14 protein-coding genes and 1 other RNA gene are annotated in these 15,015 nt (G+C 65.5%); 6 read left to right on the top strand and 9 right to left on the bottom strand.

The window, feature by feature from the left end; all coding sequences use genetic code 11:
* Positions 1 to 41: 41 nt before the first annotated feature.
* The 5 genes from JKG68_RS04025 to JKG68_RS04045 all read right to left on the bottom strand — a co-directional run bounded on the left by JKG68_RS04025 (position 42) and on the right by JKG68_RS04045 (position 4,326).
* Entirely contained in the window at positions 42 to 554 is a 513-nt protein-coding gene (locus JKG68_RS04025) for a dihydrofolate reductase (RefSeq protein WP_202056061.1), read from the bottom strand.
* Positions 551 to 1,033 carry a GNAT family N-acetyltransferase gene (locus JKG68_RS04030; protein WP_202056062.1) on the bottom strand — a complete coding sequence of 161 codons (483 nt, stop codon included), beginning with the start codon at positions 1,031 to 1,033 and terminating at the stop codon, positions 551 to 553. The genes JKG68_RS04025 and JKG68_RS04030 overlap by 4 nt, the downstream gene beginning before the upstream one ends.
* Before the next feature lie 115 nt (positions 1,034 to 1,148).
* Entirely contained in the window at positions 1,149 to 3,134 is a 1,986-nt protein-coding gene (locus tag JKG68_RS04035; protein ID WP_202056063.1) for a M64 family metallopeptidase, read from the bottom strand.
* Positions 3,135 to 3,230: 96 nt separating this feature from the next.
* Positions 3,231 to 3,527, bottom strand: coding sequence for a DUF2293 domain-containing protein (locus tag JKG68_RS04040; RefSeq protein WP_202056064.1), 297 nt, complete (start codon positions 3,525 to 3,527; stop codon positions 3,231 to 3,233).
* Positions 3,528 to 3,531: 4 nt separating this feature from the next.
* Positions 3,532 to 4,326, bottom strand: a complete 795-nt coding sequence (locus tag JKG68_RS04045) for a thymidylate synthase (protein ID WP_202056065.1) — start codon at positions 4,324 to 4,326, stop codon at positions 3,532 to 3,534.
* Positions 4,327 to 4,493: 167 nt separating this feature from the next.
* Between JKG68_RS04045 and ssrA the strand changes: the two genes are divergently transcribed.
* Both ssrA and JKG68_RS04055 read left to right on the top strand, forming a co-directional pair.
* Positions 4,494 to 4,852, top strand: a transfer-messenger RNA (tmRNA) gene (gene ssrA / locus JKG68_RS04050).
* A gap of 23 nt (positions 4,853 to 4,875) precedes the next feature.
* Positions 4,876 to 5,478, top strand: coding sequence for an SspB family protein (locus JKG68_RS04055; RefSeq protein ID WP_202056066.1), 603 nt, complete (start codon positions 4,876 to 4,878; stop codon positions 5,476 to 5,478).
* A gap of 12 nt (positions 5,479 to 5,490) precedes the next feature.
* Here the strand turns inward: JKG68_RS04055 and JKG68_RS04060 are convergent, their stop codons facing one another.
* Positions 5,491 to 6,903, bottom strand: coding sequence for a cytochrome P450 (locus JKG68_RS04060; protein ID WP_202056068.1), 1,413 nt, complete (start codon positions 6,901 to 6,903; stop codon positions 5,491 to 5,493).
* A gap of 88 nt (positions 6,904 to 6,991) precedes the next feature.
* Between JKG68_RS04060 and fumC the strand changes: the two genes are divergently transcribed.
* The 3 genes from fumC to JKG68_RS04075 are packed head-to-tail and all read left to right on the top strand — an operon-like array spanning position 6,992 to position 8,806.
* A complete protein-coding gene (gene fumC / locus JKG68_RS04065) occupies positions 6,992 to 8,383 on the top strand; it encodes a class II fumarate hydratase (RefSeq protein WP_202056069.1) in 1,392 nt (463 codons plus the stop codon).
* Positions 8,384 to 8,400: 17 nt separating this feature from the next.
* Positions 8,401 to 8,589, top strand: coding sequence for a DUF4169 family protein (locus tag JKG68_RS04070; RefSeq protein ID WP_202056070.1), 189 nt, complete (start codon positions 8,401 to 8,403; stop codon positions 8,587 to 8,589).
* A gap of 1 nt (position 8,590) precedes the next feature.
* Positions 8,591 to 8,806, top strand: a complete 216-nt coding sequence (locus JKG68_RS04075; RefSeq protein WP_202056071.1) for a ribbon-helix-helix domain-containing protein — start codon at positions 8,591 to 8,593, stop codon at positions 8,804 to 8,806.
* Between the two features lie 31 nt (positions 8,807 to 8,837).
* Here JKG68_RS04075 and JKG68_RS04080 read toward each other — a convergent pair whose 3' ends face one another.
* Together JKG68_RS04080 and JKG68_RS04085 are read right to left on the bottom strand one after the other, a co-directional pair.
* Positions 8,838 to 12,413 carry an AsmA family protein gene (locus JKG68_RS04080; protein ID WP_202056072.1) on the bottom strand — a complete coding sequence of 1,192 codons (3,576 nt, stop codon included), beginning with the start codon at positions 12,411 to 12,413 and terminating at the stop codon, positions 8,838 to 8,840.
* 83 nt (positions 12,414 to 12,496) lie between these two features.
* Positions 12,497 to 13,912 carry an FAD-binding oxidoreductase gene (locus JKG68_RS04085; RefSeq protein WP_202056073.1) on the bottom strand — a complete coding sequence of 472 codons (1,416 nt, stop codon included), beginning with the start codon at positions 13,910 to 13,912 and terminating at the stop codon, positions 12,497 to 12,499.
* Positions 13,913 to 14,070: 158 nt separating this feature from the next.
* Between JKG68_RS04085 and JKG68_RS04090 the strand changes: the two genes are divergently transcribed.
* Positions 14,071 to 14,631, top strand: a complete 561-nt coding sequence (locus JKG68_RS04090) for a thioesterase family protein (protein WP_312890728.1) — start codon at positions 14,071 to 14,073, stop codon at positions 14,629 to 14,631.
* On the opposite strand, the gene JKG68_RS04095 is transcribed toward JKG68_RS04090, so the two are convergent.
* The gene (locus JKG68_RS04095) at positions 14,628 to 14,909 is read right to left on the bottom strand and encodes a hypothetical protein (protein WP_202056074.1); all 282 of its coding nucleotides are present in this window, start codon (positions 14,907 to 14,909) and stop codon (positions 14,628 to 14,630) included. The genes JKG68_RS04090 and JKG68_RS04095 overlap by 4 nt on opposite strands.
* Between the last annotated feature and the right edge of the window lie 106 nt (positions 14,910 to 15,015).

The following is a 15,015-nucleotide window of genomic DNA, read 5'->3' on the forward strand; positions in this document are numbered from 1 at the left end:
GAATTGGGGATTGAAACAGCTTTCGTCAACCTGGGCGAAGGTCAAGGGCGCCTTTCGAGATCAATAAAGGTAAACGGATGCTCGTCGTCGGGGCCCTTCGGATGATCCTCCCGCCGGATCTCGCGAAACTGTGACCGGTCGAAAGCCGGGAAAACCGCGTCCCCCTCCGGTGCGGCGTGAACCTCGGTGAGGAAGATAGTCTGAACGTGCGGCAGGGCGCGGGCATAGATCTCGGCACCGCCTGCGACCGCGACGGCATCCGTTCCCATCCTGGCGGCCAGCTCCGATCCCTTGGCAACCGCCTCCTCCCAGCTGTGGGCGACGTGCACGCCCTCGGCGGCAAAGCCCGGATCACGGGTCAGCACGACCGTTTCCCGCCCCGGCAGGGGCTTGCCGATGGATTGGAACGTCTTGCGACCCATGATCATCGGCCGGCCCATGGTGAGCCTGCGAAAACGCCCGAGATCTGTTTTGAGGCGCCAGAGAAGCTGGTTGTCTCGTCCGATGACCCCGTTTTCCGCAACGGCGACGACGAGAATCAGGGGCAGGGTCATGGCTCCTCCGCCAGTTGTCTCAAGGCGTCCCCGGTCATGCGCTGCACCGTCCACTCCTCCATGGGGGCGGCGCCGATTGACCGGTAGACCCGCAGGGCGGGCTCGTTCCAGTCGAGCACCCACCATTCGAGGCGGGCCAAGCCTTCGGACACGCAGCGCCGCGCCAGATGCCTCAGCAGAGCCTTGCCGATGCCCTTGGAGCGGAACTCCGGTGCTACGAAGAGATCCTCCAGATAGATCCCGTGCCGCCCGCGAAAGGTGGAAAAATTATAGAACCACAGGGCAAAGCCCGCAGGCCTTCCCTCCCATTCGGCGATATCGGCGAAAACGCGGGGATTGTCGCAAAAGAGAGCCCTTGCGATATCGGCCTCGGAGGCATCGACCTCATGGGCCAGCCGCTCGTACTCGGCGAGTTGTCGGATGAACCCGAAGATCAGGGCTGCGTCGGATTTTTCGGCTTTGCGGATCGAGACGCTCATTCCCCTTGTCTAAGGCAACGCCGGTTCCCCGCCAACCACCCTCCGGGCACAATCCACGTTTGTTGAGCGAGGGCGTGCGAGGGTGATTTGGCGGCACGCCCTGCTCCACCTCAGCTCAGATGACGAAGAAATCCTGGTGCTTGAGGACGGCCTTGTTGGCGATCGTTGCGATCTTCACCTGCGCCTTGGAACCGGTGCCGTCCTGATCGTAGTAGAGGTTGCCGGTCTTCTTGTCGTAGACGATCCGATCCTCGGCATCCTTCGCCTTGTTGTTCTGCACGAACATGTCGGACTTGAACTTCTTCGGCTTGGAGGCGGTGCCCGCCCCCAGCTTGGTGAAGACCTTGTTCTCCAGCCAGAAGCTGTCGGATGAGAAGTCGAGGATCTTGTCCACGTTCGTGGTTTTGTTCGCTTTGGTGTCGAACACGAACACGTCCTTGCCCAGGCCGCCGTTGAGCTGATCGTTGCCCAGGCCGCCGTTGAGCTTGTTGGTGCCGGCATTGCCGATGATGGTGTTGGCAAGCGTGTTGCCGGTCAGGGTGATCGCAGCGGAGCCGGAGGCATAGAGTTGCTCGACATGGGCGGCCAAGCTGTAGCTGACGGAGGTGTAGACCCGATCCTCCGTGCCGCCTGAGGCGGTTTCCATCACCGTATCGCCTGTATTGTCAACATAGTACCAGTCGCTACCGGCCCCGCCCTCCATCTGGTCTGCGTCCGCACCGCCGTCCAGGACATTGGCGAAGGCATTGCCGGTCAGGGCGTTGTTGCCGCCGTTTCCGGTGGCATTGGCCGCCGCACCTGTAAGCACGATGTTCTCGAGAGCGGCACTCGTTGCAATGGAGTAGGACAGCGATGTGCTGACCGTATCGGTGCCTTCGCCTGCCAGCTCGCTGATCACATCGCCTGCATCGTCAACGACATAAAGATCATTGCCCGTGCCGCCGATCATAGTGTCAGCGCCTGCCCCGCCATTGATGGTATCGCGACCGCCCCTGCCCTGGATCTCGTTTGCCTTCTCATTGCCGGTGAGAGCATCGTCAGCTCGACCGCCGGTGAGAAGATGATCGTTCATGACCGTCCACGTGACAGTTTGCTCGAGAGCGCTGCGGTCACCACGAACCCAATCCGTCGGATCATAGGCGCGAGCCTGGATCGTATGCTCGCCGAAGCCGTAATGATCCTTGGTGATGCGAAACGTTTCGCCCGCATTGACGGCGGTCACCCCGTCCACGGTCCAATCGACCAGGATGATCGCAGGGTCGATCGTATCGACATAGAAGTCGGCTAGATTGCGATGGGTGAACCAGGGGGCGGTATAGGTATATCCGTCCAGCGGATCGACGAACTCATAGAACTTGAGAATGAATTGCTCCCGGGAGACCGCAACGAAGGGCTGCTCCAAGCTCTTCATCTTCGAGTTGAGCGAGGGGCGATAGACGTCCTCAGCCCGATAGTAGGCGCCTTCATAGGCTCCGATCACGCCGATGCCGGGCTGGTCATAGCCGAGCCAGCGCGACCATTTGGCCCCAGTGGGGTCCGCCGTCACATTGACGTAGTGTGGCTCATCGCCCGAGTACGGGCCTGGTATGCCGTAATCGTATTCATCTCCCAGATCGGCAAAGGCATGCCCGATCTCGTGGAGCGCGATTTCATACGCTTGCGCATTTCCGGCTGAGTAGATGCCGGAATCGTAGCCTGCGCCCCCATAAGCTGCGCTGTTCACAAGGATGTAGCGCATCTCCGACGTGACGCCGTAAGGCAGCACGCTTTCCGCGATCTGGTCCGCCTTGTCGAGGTCCACACCCAGCGCACGACCACTGTAGGCAGCGTCCAGAGCCGTATCCCTTTCAGTTCCGCTGGCCGGGTCGTCCGCGCCGGATTCGTTGGAGACAACATCGATGGAATGGATGTTGAAGAAGTTACGGTAGCGCCCAAAGGGTTCACTTAAGATGCTCCCGTTGAACATGTACTCAATGAAGCCCTGGACCTGCGACGAATAGGTCGTGTCGATCTCCGAGGCGGTGTAGCCGTCTCCCATGAAGACCATGTCGATCCGGTTTGAGCTGGAGCCGGTGGTTTGCAGATGGCGGTGTGCGGGCATTACCGTGATTTCAATAATTGATATAATATTCTATAACCTATATCTACTTCCTGTTTGCCGCCTTGGGAAGAGCCTCTTGAACGAGCAGCCTAGAGGCTACTCCTCCTCCACCACCCGCCGGGGCGAGCCCCATTGCTCCAGGGTGGCGTTCATGTCGTCCAGCACGAAGAACCGGGCGCTTTCCACGTCGTAGCCTTCATCCAGGAGGCTGTCGTAATCCGTGAGCCTGTGCCGGATATAGGCCGTGAGGGACAGCCAGGCCGCCGTCTCGGGCGAGGCCGCGTGGAGGCCCCGGCTGCTGAGCGCGTGCTCCGTCACGGCCTCGAATTCGTGGCGCGGGATGCGCGGGGCCAGGATGCGGACGGCGCTCTCGATGGCTTCGCGCCTGTTCATCGCCTCAGACCGCGACGGGAGCCTTGATGGCCGGATGGGGATCGTAGTCCTCGATGGCGATGTCGTCGAAGGTGAAGTCGAAGAGCGAGCGCACGGACGGGTTGAGACGCAGCCTGGGCAGCGGCCTCGGCTCCCGCGAGAGCTGGAGGCGCGCCTGCTCCAGATGGTTGAGGTACAGGTGCGCATCCCCGAAGGAGTGCACGAAATCGCCCGGCTGCAGGCCGGTGGCCTGGGCCATCATGTGGGTGAGAAGCGCATAGGACGCGATGTTGAACGGAACGCCCAGGAACACGTCTGCCGAACGCTGGTAGAGCTGGCAGGAGAGCCGCCCCTCCGCCACGTAGAACTGGAACAGGCAGTGGCAGGGAGCGAGCGCCATCCTGTCGAGGTCCGCCGGGTTCCAGGCGGAGACGATCAGGCGGCGGCTGTCGGGATTGCGGCGGATCTCGTCGACGACCCAGCGGATCTGGTCCACCGTGCCGCCGTCGGGCTTGGCCCAGGAACGCCACTGCTTGCCGTAGACGGGACCGAGGTCGCCGTTCTCGTCCGCCCACTCGTCCCAGATCGAAACGCCGTTCTCCTTGAGGTAGCGGATGTTGGTATCGCCGTTCAGGAACCAGAGCAGCTCGTGGACGATCGATTTCAGGTGCAGCTTCTTCGTGGTGACCAGCGGGAAGCCCTGGCTGAGATCGAAGCGCATCTGGTGGCCGAAGACGGAAATCGTCCCGGTTCCGGTCCGGTCGTCCTTGCGGACGCCCTCGTCCATGATGCGGCGGATGAGATCGAGATAGACCTGCATGAGAAGCTCCTCGCCTTCATCATAGGGCAGCCGCCTGGTTCCGCCGAGTCGGACCGGCGCGGTTTTGTGTGGATCGGTTAACCCCGGAGAGGGAAGCGAAGCGTGGCTGCAAAACGGCGCGCTCCTGTCCCGGCGGATTACATTTCGTGATTACCCCGGCCGTTCCCGCTCTTTCAAAATCGCTCAGCTCCGCCTATATTGGAGGGGTCGGTCGCAAGGCCGGCTATGGCGATAAACGGCTACTGGAATAAACCCATCTGACCCGGGGGCGGTACCCGGCGCATCCACCAGAATCCGGTCTCGACCTGGGTTTCGGCAGGGGCGAAAGCAAGATCGACGAGGGCCTAAAGGGTAGACTTTCGCTCGGCATGGTTCCGCCGACATCGGGCCGGTTCAGTCGTTGCCAACGACAACTATGCTCCGGTTGCGGTAGCCGCGTCAGCGGCTCCTGACGCCGGTTCGAAAGTCCTGGCGGTTCACGCCGTCAGGCGGGGTTCGGAGGCGCCCGGCGACGCAAGCCTTCTCGTTCGTGTTCACAAGGGCTCCCATATGGCCGGTAAAGACCTGATCCGCTACGATCTTCTTGTGCAGGACGCGCTGAAAAGCGTGGTGCGCAAGGTGTTGATCGATGCCAAGGATGGACTTCCGGGCGAGCACCATTTCTACATCTCCTTCCAGACGGACTTTCCCGGCGTTCGCCTGTCGAACCGCCTGCGCGACAAGTATCCGCAGGAGATGACGATCGTTCTCCAGCACCAGTTCTGGGACCTCAACGTCACCGAGCACACCTTCGAGGTGGGCCTGTCCTTCTCCGGCATCCCGGAGCGGCTGCTCATTCCCTTCGATGCGCTGACCGGCTTCTTCGACCCCTCCGTTCAATTCGGCCTCAAATTCGACAGCCAGGAAGAGGACGAGGAGGAGGACGAGACCGCCGAGGCCCCGCCGTCTCCGCATCCGATCCGGGGCTCCGAGCCGGTCGAGCTGAAGCAGCCCCGCAAGGCCCTGCCCGTGGCAGAGAAGAAGGCGCTTCCGGAGAAGGCTCTGGCCCCGAGGTCCGAGCCGTCCGCACTCCCGGCGGAGCCGCAAGCCGAGGCCGAAGCGTCCGGCACCGCCGAGGTCGTCAGCCTCGACGCCTTCCGCAAGAAGAACTAGGCCTCCCGTCGTTCAGGCGGCCGATGCGCTGGTTCGCGCGCGCTGCGTCACATGCATCGGCAGGCCGCCCCCCGGCCGCAAGGTGATCCTCTGCACGGGCACCACCTCGTGCCCCTGCACGAGGTCGAGCCGCATGTGTCTGACAATGCTGGCAAGCACGATCACGGCCTCCTGCAGCGAAAAGCTCGCGCCGATGCACACCCGGGGCCCGGCCCCGAACGGCAGATAGGCGAAGCGGTCGATCCGCCCCCGCTCCTCGGTCAGGAAGCGCTCGGGCCGGAAGGCATCCGGCTGGTCCCAGAGCGTCCGGTGGCGGTGGAGAACGTAGGGCGCGATCACCACCATCGAACCTGCCGGAATCTCCACGCTGCCGATCGCATCGTCGGCGATGGCCGTGCGGCTCATGTAGGGTGCTGGCGGATAAAGGCGGACCGCCTCGTCGATCACGGCCCGCGTATAGACGAGCCGCTCCAGGTGATGGGGCTCCAGGGGCCCTTCGCCCAGCACCTCGTCCACCTCCCGCTCCACCTTGGCCCGTATCCTCTCGTCCTGCGAGATCAGGTAGAGCGACCAGGACAGGGCGTTGGCCGTCGTTTCGTGCCCGGCCCCAATGAAGGTGATGATGTTGGTGCGCACCTCGATGTCGCTCAGGCCCTTGCCGGTCTCGGGGTCGGCCGCCTCCAGGAGCAGGGTCAGCAGGTCGCGCGGCGCGGGCGCGCCCTGGGCGAGGAGCGCCTTCCTGGCATTGATCAGTTCGTTCACGGTCTCCTCGAAGAACTGGATCGAGGGCCTTGCCCGCAGGCGCCCGATGCGCGGCACCCAGTCCGGGAAGCCGAAGATGTCGAGGGGATCGACCCGGCCTATGGAGTTGAAATAGCGGGTGATCGCCCGGCCCAGCGCATCCGGATCCCGCGGCACGCCCTGCGTGAAGATCGTTCGCTCCAGCACGTCGAGGGTCACCCGGGTCATGTCGAGGGAGGCATCGACCACGCGCCCGTCCCGGCGCCGCTGCCAGCGCCGCACGAGGCGCTCCGCCGCCTCGACCATGGCCGGGAAGAAGCCGCCCACGGTGCGCGGGGTGAACAGGGGCGCGATGGTCCGGCGCTGGAGCCGCCATTCGTCGCCTTCCGCCGTGACGAGGCCTCTTCCCAGGCCCGGCGCCAGGATCCGGATCTGCAGGTCGTCCTTGCGGTAGTTGGCGGCATTGTCCAGGAGGATGTGGCGAACGACGGCCGGGTCGTTCACCACGGTCATGCGCCCCAGGGCTCCCTCGCCGGTGACGATCGGCTCCTCGAAATGCGCCTCCATCCAGGTGGCGAGAGGGTTTTCGCGCGCGGCGCGCAGGAAGGCCACCATCCCGAGGGGCTCGGTGCGCGGCCGAGGATGAGGCGGGCGGAACAGAGGCGCTTCAACGGTGTCGCTCATGTGATTTTACGAAGCCTCCATGCGCCTTCGCTGTTGCGAGCGCCATAGTTTGAGATAAGAACACCCAACTCCATCGAAAGAGGTCAGGATGTCGCCCTCAACCCGCATCGAAACAGATACCTTCGGCCCCATCGACGTTCCCGCCGACAAGCTCTGGGGCGCCCAGACCCAGCGCTCGATCCAGAACTTCCGCATCGGGACGGACCGGATGCCGCTGCCCCTCGTGCACGCCCTGGCCATCGTGAAGCAGTCCGCCGCCCTCGTGAACAAGGATCTCGGCAAGCTGGAGCCGCGCCTGGCCGACGCCATCGCGTCTGCCGCCGCCGATGTGGTGCAGGGCAAGTACGACGACGAGTTCCCGCTCGTGGTGTACCAGACGGGTTCGGGCACCCAGTCCAACATGAACATGAACGAGGTCCTGTCGAACCTCGCCATCGAGCGGCTGGGGGGAGAACGCGGCAGCAAGAAGCCGGTTCACCCCAACGACCACGTGAACATGGGCCAGTCCTCGAACGACGCCTTCCCGACCGCCATGCACATCGCGGTGGCCCGCGAGATCCACGACCGGCTCCTTCCGGCCCTCAAGCACCTGCTCAAGGCCCTCGACGACAAGACCGAAGCCTTCAAGGACATCGTGAAGATCGGCCGCACGCATCTTCAGGATGCGACCCCGGTCACCCTTGGCCAGGAGTTCTCCGGCTATGCCGCCCAGGTGCGCCTCGGCATCGCCCGCATCGAAGCCACCCTGCCGGGCATCTACGCGCTGGCCCAGGGCGGCACCGCCGTGGGCACGGGCCTCAACGCCCATCCGGAATTCGCCGACCGCTTCGCCGCGAAGGTGATGGAGCTCACCGCCCTGCCCTTCACCTCGGCGGCCAACAAGTTCGAGGCGCTTGCGTCCAACGATGCGCTCGTCTTCACCCATGGGGCGCTCGCAAGCCTCGCGGCGGGCCTGTTCAAGATCGCCAACGACATCCGCCTCATGGGCTCGGGCCCCCGCTCCGGCATCGGCGAGATTTCCCTGCCCGAGAACGAGCCCGGCTCGTCCATCATGCCCGGCAAGGTCAACCCGACCCAGGCCGAGGCCATGACGATGCTGTGCGCCCAGGTTGCCGGCAACCAGACCACCGTCACCTTCGCGGGCAGCCAGGGCCATTTCGAGCTCAACGTGTTCAAGCCGGTGATCGTGAACGCGGTGCTGCAGTCGATCCGCCTTCTTGCCGACGGCGCCGTCAGCTTCACCGACAATGCGGTCGTCGGCATCGAGCCCAACCACGACCGCCTGCGGGAACTGATGGAGCGCTCCCTGATGCTCGTGACGGCGCTCGCCCCGACCATCGGCTACGACAAGGCGGCCGCCATCGCGAAGTCCGCGCACAAGAACGGCACGACCTTGAAGGAAGAGGCCGTCAAGGCCGGCGTGTCCCCGGAGGACTTCGACGCCGTCGTCCGCCCCGAGACCATGCTGTCGCCGGGCTGATCCGGTAGGGTTGCGCCATGGCCGAGATCATCAATCTGCGCCAGGCGCGCAAGCAGAAGGCGCGGGCCGAGAAAGAGGCCCGCGCCGCCGAAAACCGCGTGAGCTTCGGGCGCAGCAAGGCCGAGAAGAAGCTCACCCAAGCCGAGCGCGACAAGGCCGAAAGCCATCTCGACTCGCACAAGCGCGATCCCGACGAGACCCCTTGAGATGGGCTTCGAGATCGTCAAGCGCTCCGTCTCCATTGCCGGCCACCGGACGAGCATCTCCCTCGAGGAGCCCTTCTGGGAGGTTCTGCGGGAGATCGCCGAGCGGGAAAAGCTGTCCGTTCAAGCCCTGATCGGGCGCATCGACGCGGAGCGGGGCGAGCAGAACCTGTCCTCGGCCATCCGGGTCTTCGTGCTCGCCGACGTGCGCAATCGTTAGTGCAGCCCCCGGCTTGTCCGAACCTGATGGCTCAGCGTGTCGGAGGAGCCCCATAGACCGATGGCGGCGGACCGATCTGAACCGGCGGCGTGAGGGGCGGCATGGAGGTTTGCGAGGGGGTCGGCTCGGCTTCGGTCTCCTCGGGCTGCCTCAGCTGCTCCGACTGGAGCCGTTCCGCGTCCCGACGGGCGCGCTCTGCCTCCGCCCGCGCCTTGGCCTGGCGGAGCGCCTCTTCCTCGGCGGCCTTGGCCCGCTGCCGCTCGGCCTCGCGCTGGGCATCGATCTGGCGCTGGCGCTCGGCTGCGGCCCGCTCGAAGGCCTCGATCTTTTCCAGCTCCCGCTTGAGCACGATGGCCGCAAGCCCGTTGCGGAACGGACCGGCATCGATCTCGCGAACGGGAGCCGTCAGGGAGCCGCTCCAGTTCAGGCCGATGGACGGCGGGGCCCCAACCCATTCGGCCGGTGAAGCCTTGGCCGTCAGCGCTCCCCGGGCGTCGAACTTCAGGGTCTTCAGATCGTAGGTGACCGCGCCCTGCCACACGGCCGGGCCGCTTTCCGCCACGAAGGGCGACAATCGCAGGAGACCGCCCACGAGCGCCGCCGACGTCTTGACCGGCGAGGACGCGAAGGACGAACGCCCGAGCTCCGTTCCGATGACGGCTTCGGCCTTGCCCTCGGCCAGGGGCTCCGTTTCCGCGAGCGCCCGCTTGAGCGCCCGCTCGAAGACCGCGGGATCGGCCGCGGGAGCGCGCAGGTTCGTAACCTGCCAATCGCCCGCGCCGCCGAGATTGGCCACCAGCTCGGAGAGGCTCGCACCCGCGGCACCGAACCTGAGCGGGCCTGAGAGGACGGCCTCGAAGGGCGTCGCCCCAGTCAGGGCCCACAGGGGCACCCGCTCCAGGGCGCCCTCTCCCACGATGGTGGCGAGCGCCCCCTGGCGTGTGATCGTCGTCGAGCCCGTCACCCGCCCGGATCCGACCGTCGCCTCGAGATTGCGAATGGAGATGCCGTCCGACTGTGCCCCCACCAGGAAGGATGCCCGGCTGGCTTGGAGCCCGCGCCCGAAATCGAGGGTGCCGGCCCGGAAGGTCACCTGCCCGCCGGTGACGAGGCGGCCGCTTTGGCCGAAGCGGGCCGTGGACCAGATCGCCGTCGCCGTGGGACCCTCGGGCACGTTGAGGGCAAGCGCCGCCACGAGCCATGGCAGGGACAGCCGCTCGAGCGAAACCTCGCCGCTGATCTCCGACCGGGAGGCCGCAACGAGGCGCGCCTGCACGTTGTTGCCGGAGACCCTGCCGCTGATGTCGAGCAGGGTCGCGCCGCGCTCCCGACCCAAGGTCACACGCCCGGTCACCGGAACGGGGGGAGCGACGCCCGCGCCGTCTCCCAGGAGGAGCAGGAAGGGCGTGATGTCGGGGGTGGTTATTTCGGCCTCGCCGCTATCCACCACATCGTCGTTCTCGCTCAGGGCGAAGGGCCGCCTGGTTGCGACCTGAACGCCGGCGATGTCTCCCGTCAGGGTGACGTTGAACAGGCCCGTTCCGATGCGGGTTCCCCGCAGGTCGATCCTGGACGGCCTGTTCAAGCCGGCCATGTTCGGCCGATTGACCCAACGCCCCGTATTGTCGGCGGAGAGACCCAGGGTCAGGCTCTCGGTGCGCCCGTCCACGGATTCGACCTGGCCATCGAACGGCCCGCCCGCCACGCGGCCCCTCGCGGTCGTCCGCAGCCGCAGCTCGTTCGAGCCGGGAGCCGGCGCCACCCGCTCCGTGGTGACATCCACATCGAGGGCGCCCTCGCGCACGAAATGCGGCACGAGCTTGGAAATGCCGCCGATCCAGACGCTTCCCAACAGCTCGACCAGCGGATCGGCGCGCTGCGCCGTCACCTTGCCGGTGATCTGGCCCGAGCCGTCGGGAGCGATGCGCCCCCGCACCCGGGCATTGGCCCCTGCAAGGTCCACGATGTCGAGGGTTTCGACCAGCAGAGCCGGCCCGTCCGACAGGATGCGGGCGGAGATCCGGCCCGTGGCCGGGCTCTTGCCAGCGCTGACGCCCCGCGCATCGAGGATAAAGCCCACATCGAGGTTCTCGGTGGCCTGGAAGACGCTGGAGAGCTGAGGCAGATCGTTGAGGTTCAGGCTCTGGAGCCCGACCTGCGCCTCAAGCTTGCCGCGCTCGTTGGCCTCCGGCGCCGTGTAGCGGACGTTTCCGGTGAGCGTCGACTCGCCCGTCTTCAGGCGCAGCCGGTTGAAGGACAGCACGGGGTTCGAGAACGCGATGTCCGAGGAGGCCTCGACCGGACGTCCGTCGAGCACCCGCAGCAGGGGGGAATTGAGGCCGATGCGGGCCAGGTAGCGCGCCAGGCGGTCGGACGCGTTGGAGGCGAGCGCCACCTTGCCGTTGATGCCGCCCTGGGTGGTCAGGCCGAGCTGGCCCTCGAGAGCCACCCGCGTTTCCCCGGGCGCCATGAACTCGATCCGGTCCAGCCGGGCCCGGCCCGTATCGAGGGACAGGCGCAGGTTGGCGTTGGTCAGATCCTCCTGGCCCAGGCCGATGCTGTCGATCTTGAGGTCGAGATCGATGGGCACCCGGATCAGCGGAAGGGACCATTGCTGCAGGCGGCTTTTGAAATCCTGCCCGTTGCCGGACAGGATGAAGCTGTCCGCATCGAGCCTGCGCCCTTCGAGGCGCAGCGAGATTCGTGGGTCGTTGAGCCCGATCCTGCCCCCTCCGGTCATGCGAAGGCTCGCGCCGCCCTCGCCCGCCTCCACGCTGACCGGGTTGAGCTCGACGGCGCCAGGCACCGTCTTGAACTCGGTCTCCACCGTAACAGGGATCGGGATGCCTGCAGCGGCCAGCTGCGCCGGAGGACCGAACAGGATCTTGGCCTTGCCGGAAACATTCGGCGTGGCCCCTTCGCCGGCTCCTTCGCTCAGCCCGAGCCGGGCGTCCAGATCGAAGCGGGGATAGATGTCGCCGCCGCCCGAGAGCTTGACCTGGACGCTTTTGTCCTCGGCCAGCTCCCCGGTGACCAGCCGGAAGGGAACGCCCGAGGTCGTCCCCTCCACCCGCCAGGGGCCGATCAGCTTCTGGCCTTCGATCTGAACGTTCTCGGCAAAGGCCTGGTTGGTGCGGCCCGTGCTGGCGCTCTGGGTAGTCACGAGAAGCTGCGCGACGCTGAGGCTCTCGATGGCCCATTCGCGGGCGCGCCCGCTGCCGGACACGAGTTCCGGCGGCAGCCGCCACTCGCCGTCGCCGGCCACCGGAACGCGGATGTCGGCCCGGCCCACCCGCGTTTCCGTGAACCGGACCTCGCCCCGCAGCAGCGGCGTCAAGTCCACCTCCGCCCAGACGCCGTCAGCCGTCATTACCGGCGAATCCGGCGTCTTGCCGCCCAGCCTCAGCCGTCCGAGAACGATCCTCGGAGAAGGCAGCAGGCGGATGCCGATCTCGCCCTCCGTCGCGGCTTCCGTGCCGGATGCGCGCGAGATCATCCCGTCGATGGAGTCGCGATGGGCCTCCCAGTCGATGAACGGGGGCGCCGCGACGGCAACGGCCAGGATCAGGATCACGATGGATGCGATGATCGTCAGGATATCGCGCAAGAGGCGGCCTTTTCTCCGTTACAGTCAGTGGTCCTTACCGCATGAAGACAGGAACCGGGAGCGCTGTTCAAGGTGTTCCACTGTCAAAGCGCAACGATCTTGCCTGGATTCATGATGTTGTGCGGGTCGATGGCCTGTTTCAAGGCGCGCATGAGGCCGAGGGCGGCCGGCCCATGCTCGAGTTCCAGGTACTTCATCTTCTTCTGGCCGACCCCATGCTCGCCCGTGCAGGTGCCCTCCATGGCCACCGCCCGCCGCACCAGCCGGTCGACGAACGCCTCGCAGGCCGCGATCTCCGCCGGATCGTCCGTGTTCACCAGGGGCTGCACATGGAAGTTGCCGTCGCCCACATGGCCGACGATGGGAGCGATGAGCCCGGTTTCCAGGATGTCCTGCTTCGTGGCGTCGACGCATTCGGCCAAGCGCGAGATCGGCACGCACACATCGGTCGCTACCGATTGCGCTCCGGGCCGCAGGCCCTTGGCGGCCCAGTAGGCGTCGTGCCGGGCCTGCCAGAGGCGGGAGCGCTCCTCGGGCTTCGTCGCCCAGTCGAACGGTCCGCCGCTGAACTCGGCCGCGATGTCGCCGAAGCGCTCGGCCTGCTCCTGCACGCCGGCCTCGGAGCCGTGGAACTCCAGCAGCAGCAGGGGACTCTCCGGCAGGGTGAGCTTGGAATGCAGGTTGACCGCCCTCACCTGCACCTCGTCGAGCAGCTCGATGCGGGCCACCGGGATGCCGGACTGGATCGTCATGATCACCGCATCGCAGGCGGCCTTCACGGACGGGAATGGGCAGATGCCGGCCGAGATCGCCTCCGGGATGCCGTGGAGCTTCAGGGTGATCTCGGTGACGACGCCCAGCGTCCCCTCCGAGCCGATGAGGAGGCGGGTGAGATCGTAGCCTGCCGAGCTCTTCTTGGCGCGGCTTGCCGTCCTCACGATCTCGCCGCTGGGGAGCACGGCGGTGAGCGCCAGCACCACGTCCTTCATGGTCCCATAGCGCACCGCGTTGGTGCCGGAGGCCCGGGTGGCGACCATGCCGCCGATGGAGGCGTCGGCGCCCGGATCGATGGGAAAGAACAATCCCTTGTCCCGCAGATGCTCGTTCAGCTCCTTGCGGGTCACGCCAGCCTCGACCACGCAGTCCAGGTCCTCGTCATGCACCGCGACGATGCGCTTCATCAGGCTTAGGTCAACTGAAACCCCGCCGAAGGGCGCATTGATATGTCCTTCCAGTGATGTGCCAGTGCCGTAGGGAATGACAGGAACCCCGTGTGCGGCACAGAGTTTGACAAGGGTCGACACCTCCTCCGTCGTCCGGGGATAGACCACGATGTCCGGCGGCTGGTTCTTCACCCAGGTCAGGGAATGCCCATGCTGCTCGCGAACGGCGGCCGAGGTCACGACCCGATCGCCGAAGACTCCGGTCAGTTCGGACAGCAGGGAGGCAATGGAAGCGTCCGTCACCTTCTGACGGACGGGAACATGGGGCGCATTCATGAAGGCTTCAGATCCAATTGTGATGCTCGCTTCGTTCATAGCTACCAGAACCGTTGCAAACGCAACACTCCGGATGAGAAAGATGTCGCACCCCTCCTGCGCAGCCGCCACGAACGTGCTAACGTTCCCGCTGCCGACGAACGATCCTCTGAACGGTGGTGAGGGACCGCATTGACCATGGAGAAGCGGACTCCCGTTTTTTCTTCGCGCCCTTCGTGTCCTCCACGATGCGGGTCGAACCCGCTTGGATCGACTACAACGGCCACATGAACATGGCCTACTATCATGTCCTCTTCGACCGGGCGGTGGAGGAGGGCTTCAGCCTTGTGGGCCTCGGCCAGGATTATCTCGAAAGCCGCAAGGCGTCCTTCTTCGCGGCGGAGATCCACACCCTCTACCAGCGCGAGCTGAGGATGCACGACCGGGTGCGCGTCACGCTCCAGCTCGTCGACCATGACGAGAAGCGCATCCACTACTACATGGAAATCCGCCATGCCGGAGAGGGATGGGTCGCTGCCACCATGGAAGGGCTGTCCCTCCATGTGGACATGGAAACCCGGAAGGTCTGCCCCTTCCCGGAGGATATCGCGGCCAACCTCGCGGTGATGAAGACAACCCATGCCCGCCTGACCAAGCCGCAGAACCTGGGCCGCGTCATCGGCATTCCGCCCAAGGCCGAAATCCAAGAGGCCCTATCGGCCTCCGGCACCCGGCACTAGCACCGGATCGCCCCTGGAGGGCACCGTCCGACCCGCACAGACGGCGACGGGTTGGAGAACAGCCGTTGCCGGTCGATCCTGCGCCGCAGATGATTGTTTTCGTTCTGGATCTGCTGCTCAAGGTTCAGGAGCCGCTGCTCCTGCTGGATCCGCCGGTTGATCTCCTTCGTCTGCCTTTCCGCAGGGCTCGTGCGGGGCAGGCGCGTCTGGGCGTCGGCAGGACCGGCGAGCGGCAGGAGAAGGCTCGAGACGACGGCAATCGCCACCATGAAACGCATGAGACAATCCTATTTGGGCCCCTTATGCCCATATGGCCATCGAGGCCTTCCGGGACAACGCTGTATGGCCCCGGAAGTTGAGGCCTGCGGCAGGATCGACAGGCAT

Source organism: Microvirga aerilata (genome assembly GCF_016743775.1).
GTDB classification, from domain to species: Bacteria; Pseudomonadota; Alphaproteobacteria; order Rhizobiales; family Beijerinckiaceae; genus Microvirga; species Microvirga aerilata.

What these genes read in the sequence shown, in the direction of transcription:
- JKG68_RS04025 (WP_202056061.1), bottom strand. Translation starts at nt 554, where the DNA reads ATGACCCTGCCCCTGATTCTCGTCGTCGCCGTTGCGGAAAACGGGGTC.
- JKG68_RS04030 (WP_202056062.1), bottom strand. Translation starts at nt 1,033, where the DNA reads ATGAGCGTCTCGATCCGCAAAGCCGAAAAATCCGACGCAGCCCTGATC.
- JKG68_RS04035 (WP_202056063.1), bottom strand. Translation starts at nt 3,134, where the DNA reads ATGCCCGCACACCGCCATCTGCAAACCACCGGCTCCAGCTCAAACCGG.
- JKG68_RS04040 (WP_202056064.1), bottom strand. Translation starts at nt 3,527, where the DNA reads ATGAACAGGCGCGAAGCCATCGAGAGCGCCGTCCGCATCCTGGCCCCG.
- JKG68_RS04045 (WP_202056065.1), bottom strand. Translation starts at nt 4,326, where the DNA reads ATGCAGGTCTATCTCGATCTCATCCGCCGCATCATGGACGAGGGCGTC.
- JKG68_RS04055 (WP_202056066.1), top strand. Translation starts at nt 4,876, where the DNA reads ATGGCCGGTAAAGACCTGATCCGCTACGATCTTCTTGTGCAGGACGCG.
- JKG68_RS04060 (WP_202056068.1), bottom strand. Translation starts at nt 6,903, where the DNA reads ATGAGCGACACCGTTGAAGCGCCTCTGTTCCGCCCGCCTCATCCTCGG.
- fumC (WP_202056069.1), top strand. Translation starts at nt 6,992, where the DNA reads ATGTCGCCCTCAACCCGCATCGAAACAGATACCTTCGGCCCCATCGAC.
- JKG68_RS04070 (WP_202056070.1), top strand. Translation starts at nt 8,401, where the DNA reads ATGGCCGAGATCATCAATCTGCGCCAGGCGCGCAAGCAGAAGGCGCGG.
- JKG68_RS04075 (WP_202056071.1), top strand. Translation starts at nt 8,591, where the DNA reads ATGGGCTTCGAGATCGTCAAGCGCTCCGTCTCCATTGCCGGCCACCGG.
- JKG68_RS04085 (WP_202056073.1), bottom strand. Translation starts at nt 13,912, where the DNA reads ATGAATGCGCCCCATGTTCCCGTCCGTCAGAAGGTGACGGACGCTTCC.
- JKG68_RS04095 (WP_202056074.1), bottom strand. Translation starts at nt 14,909, where the DNA reads ATGCGTTTCATGGTGGCGATTGCCGTCGTCTCGAGCCTTCTCCTGCCG.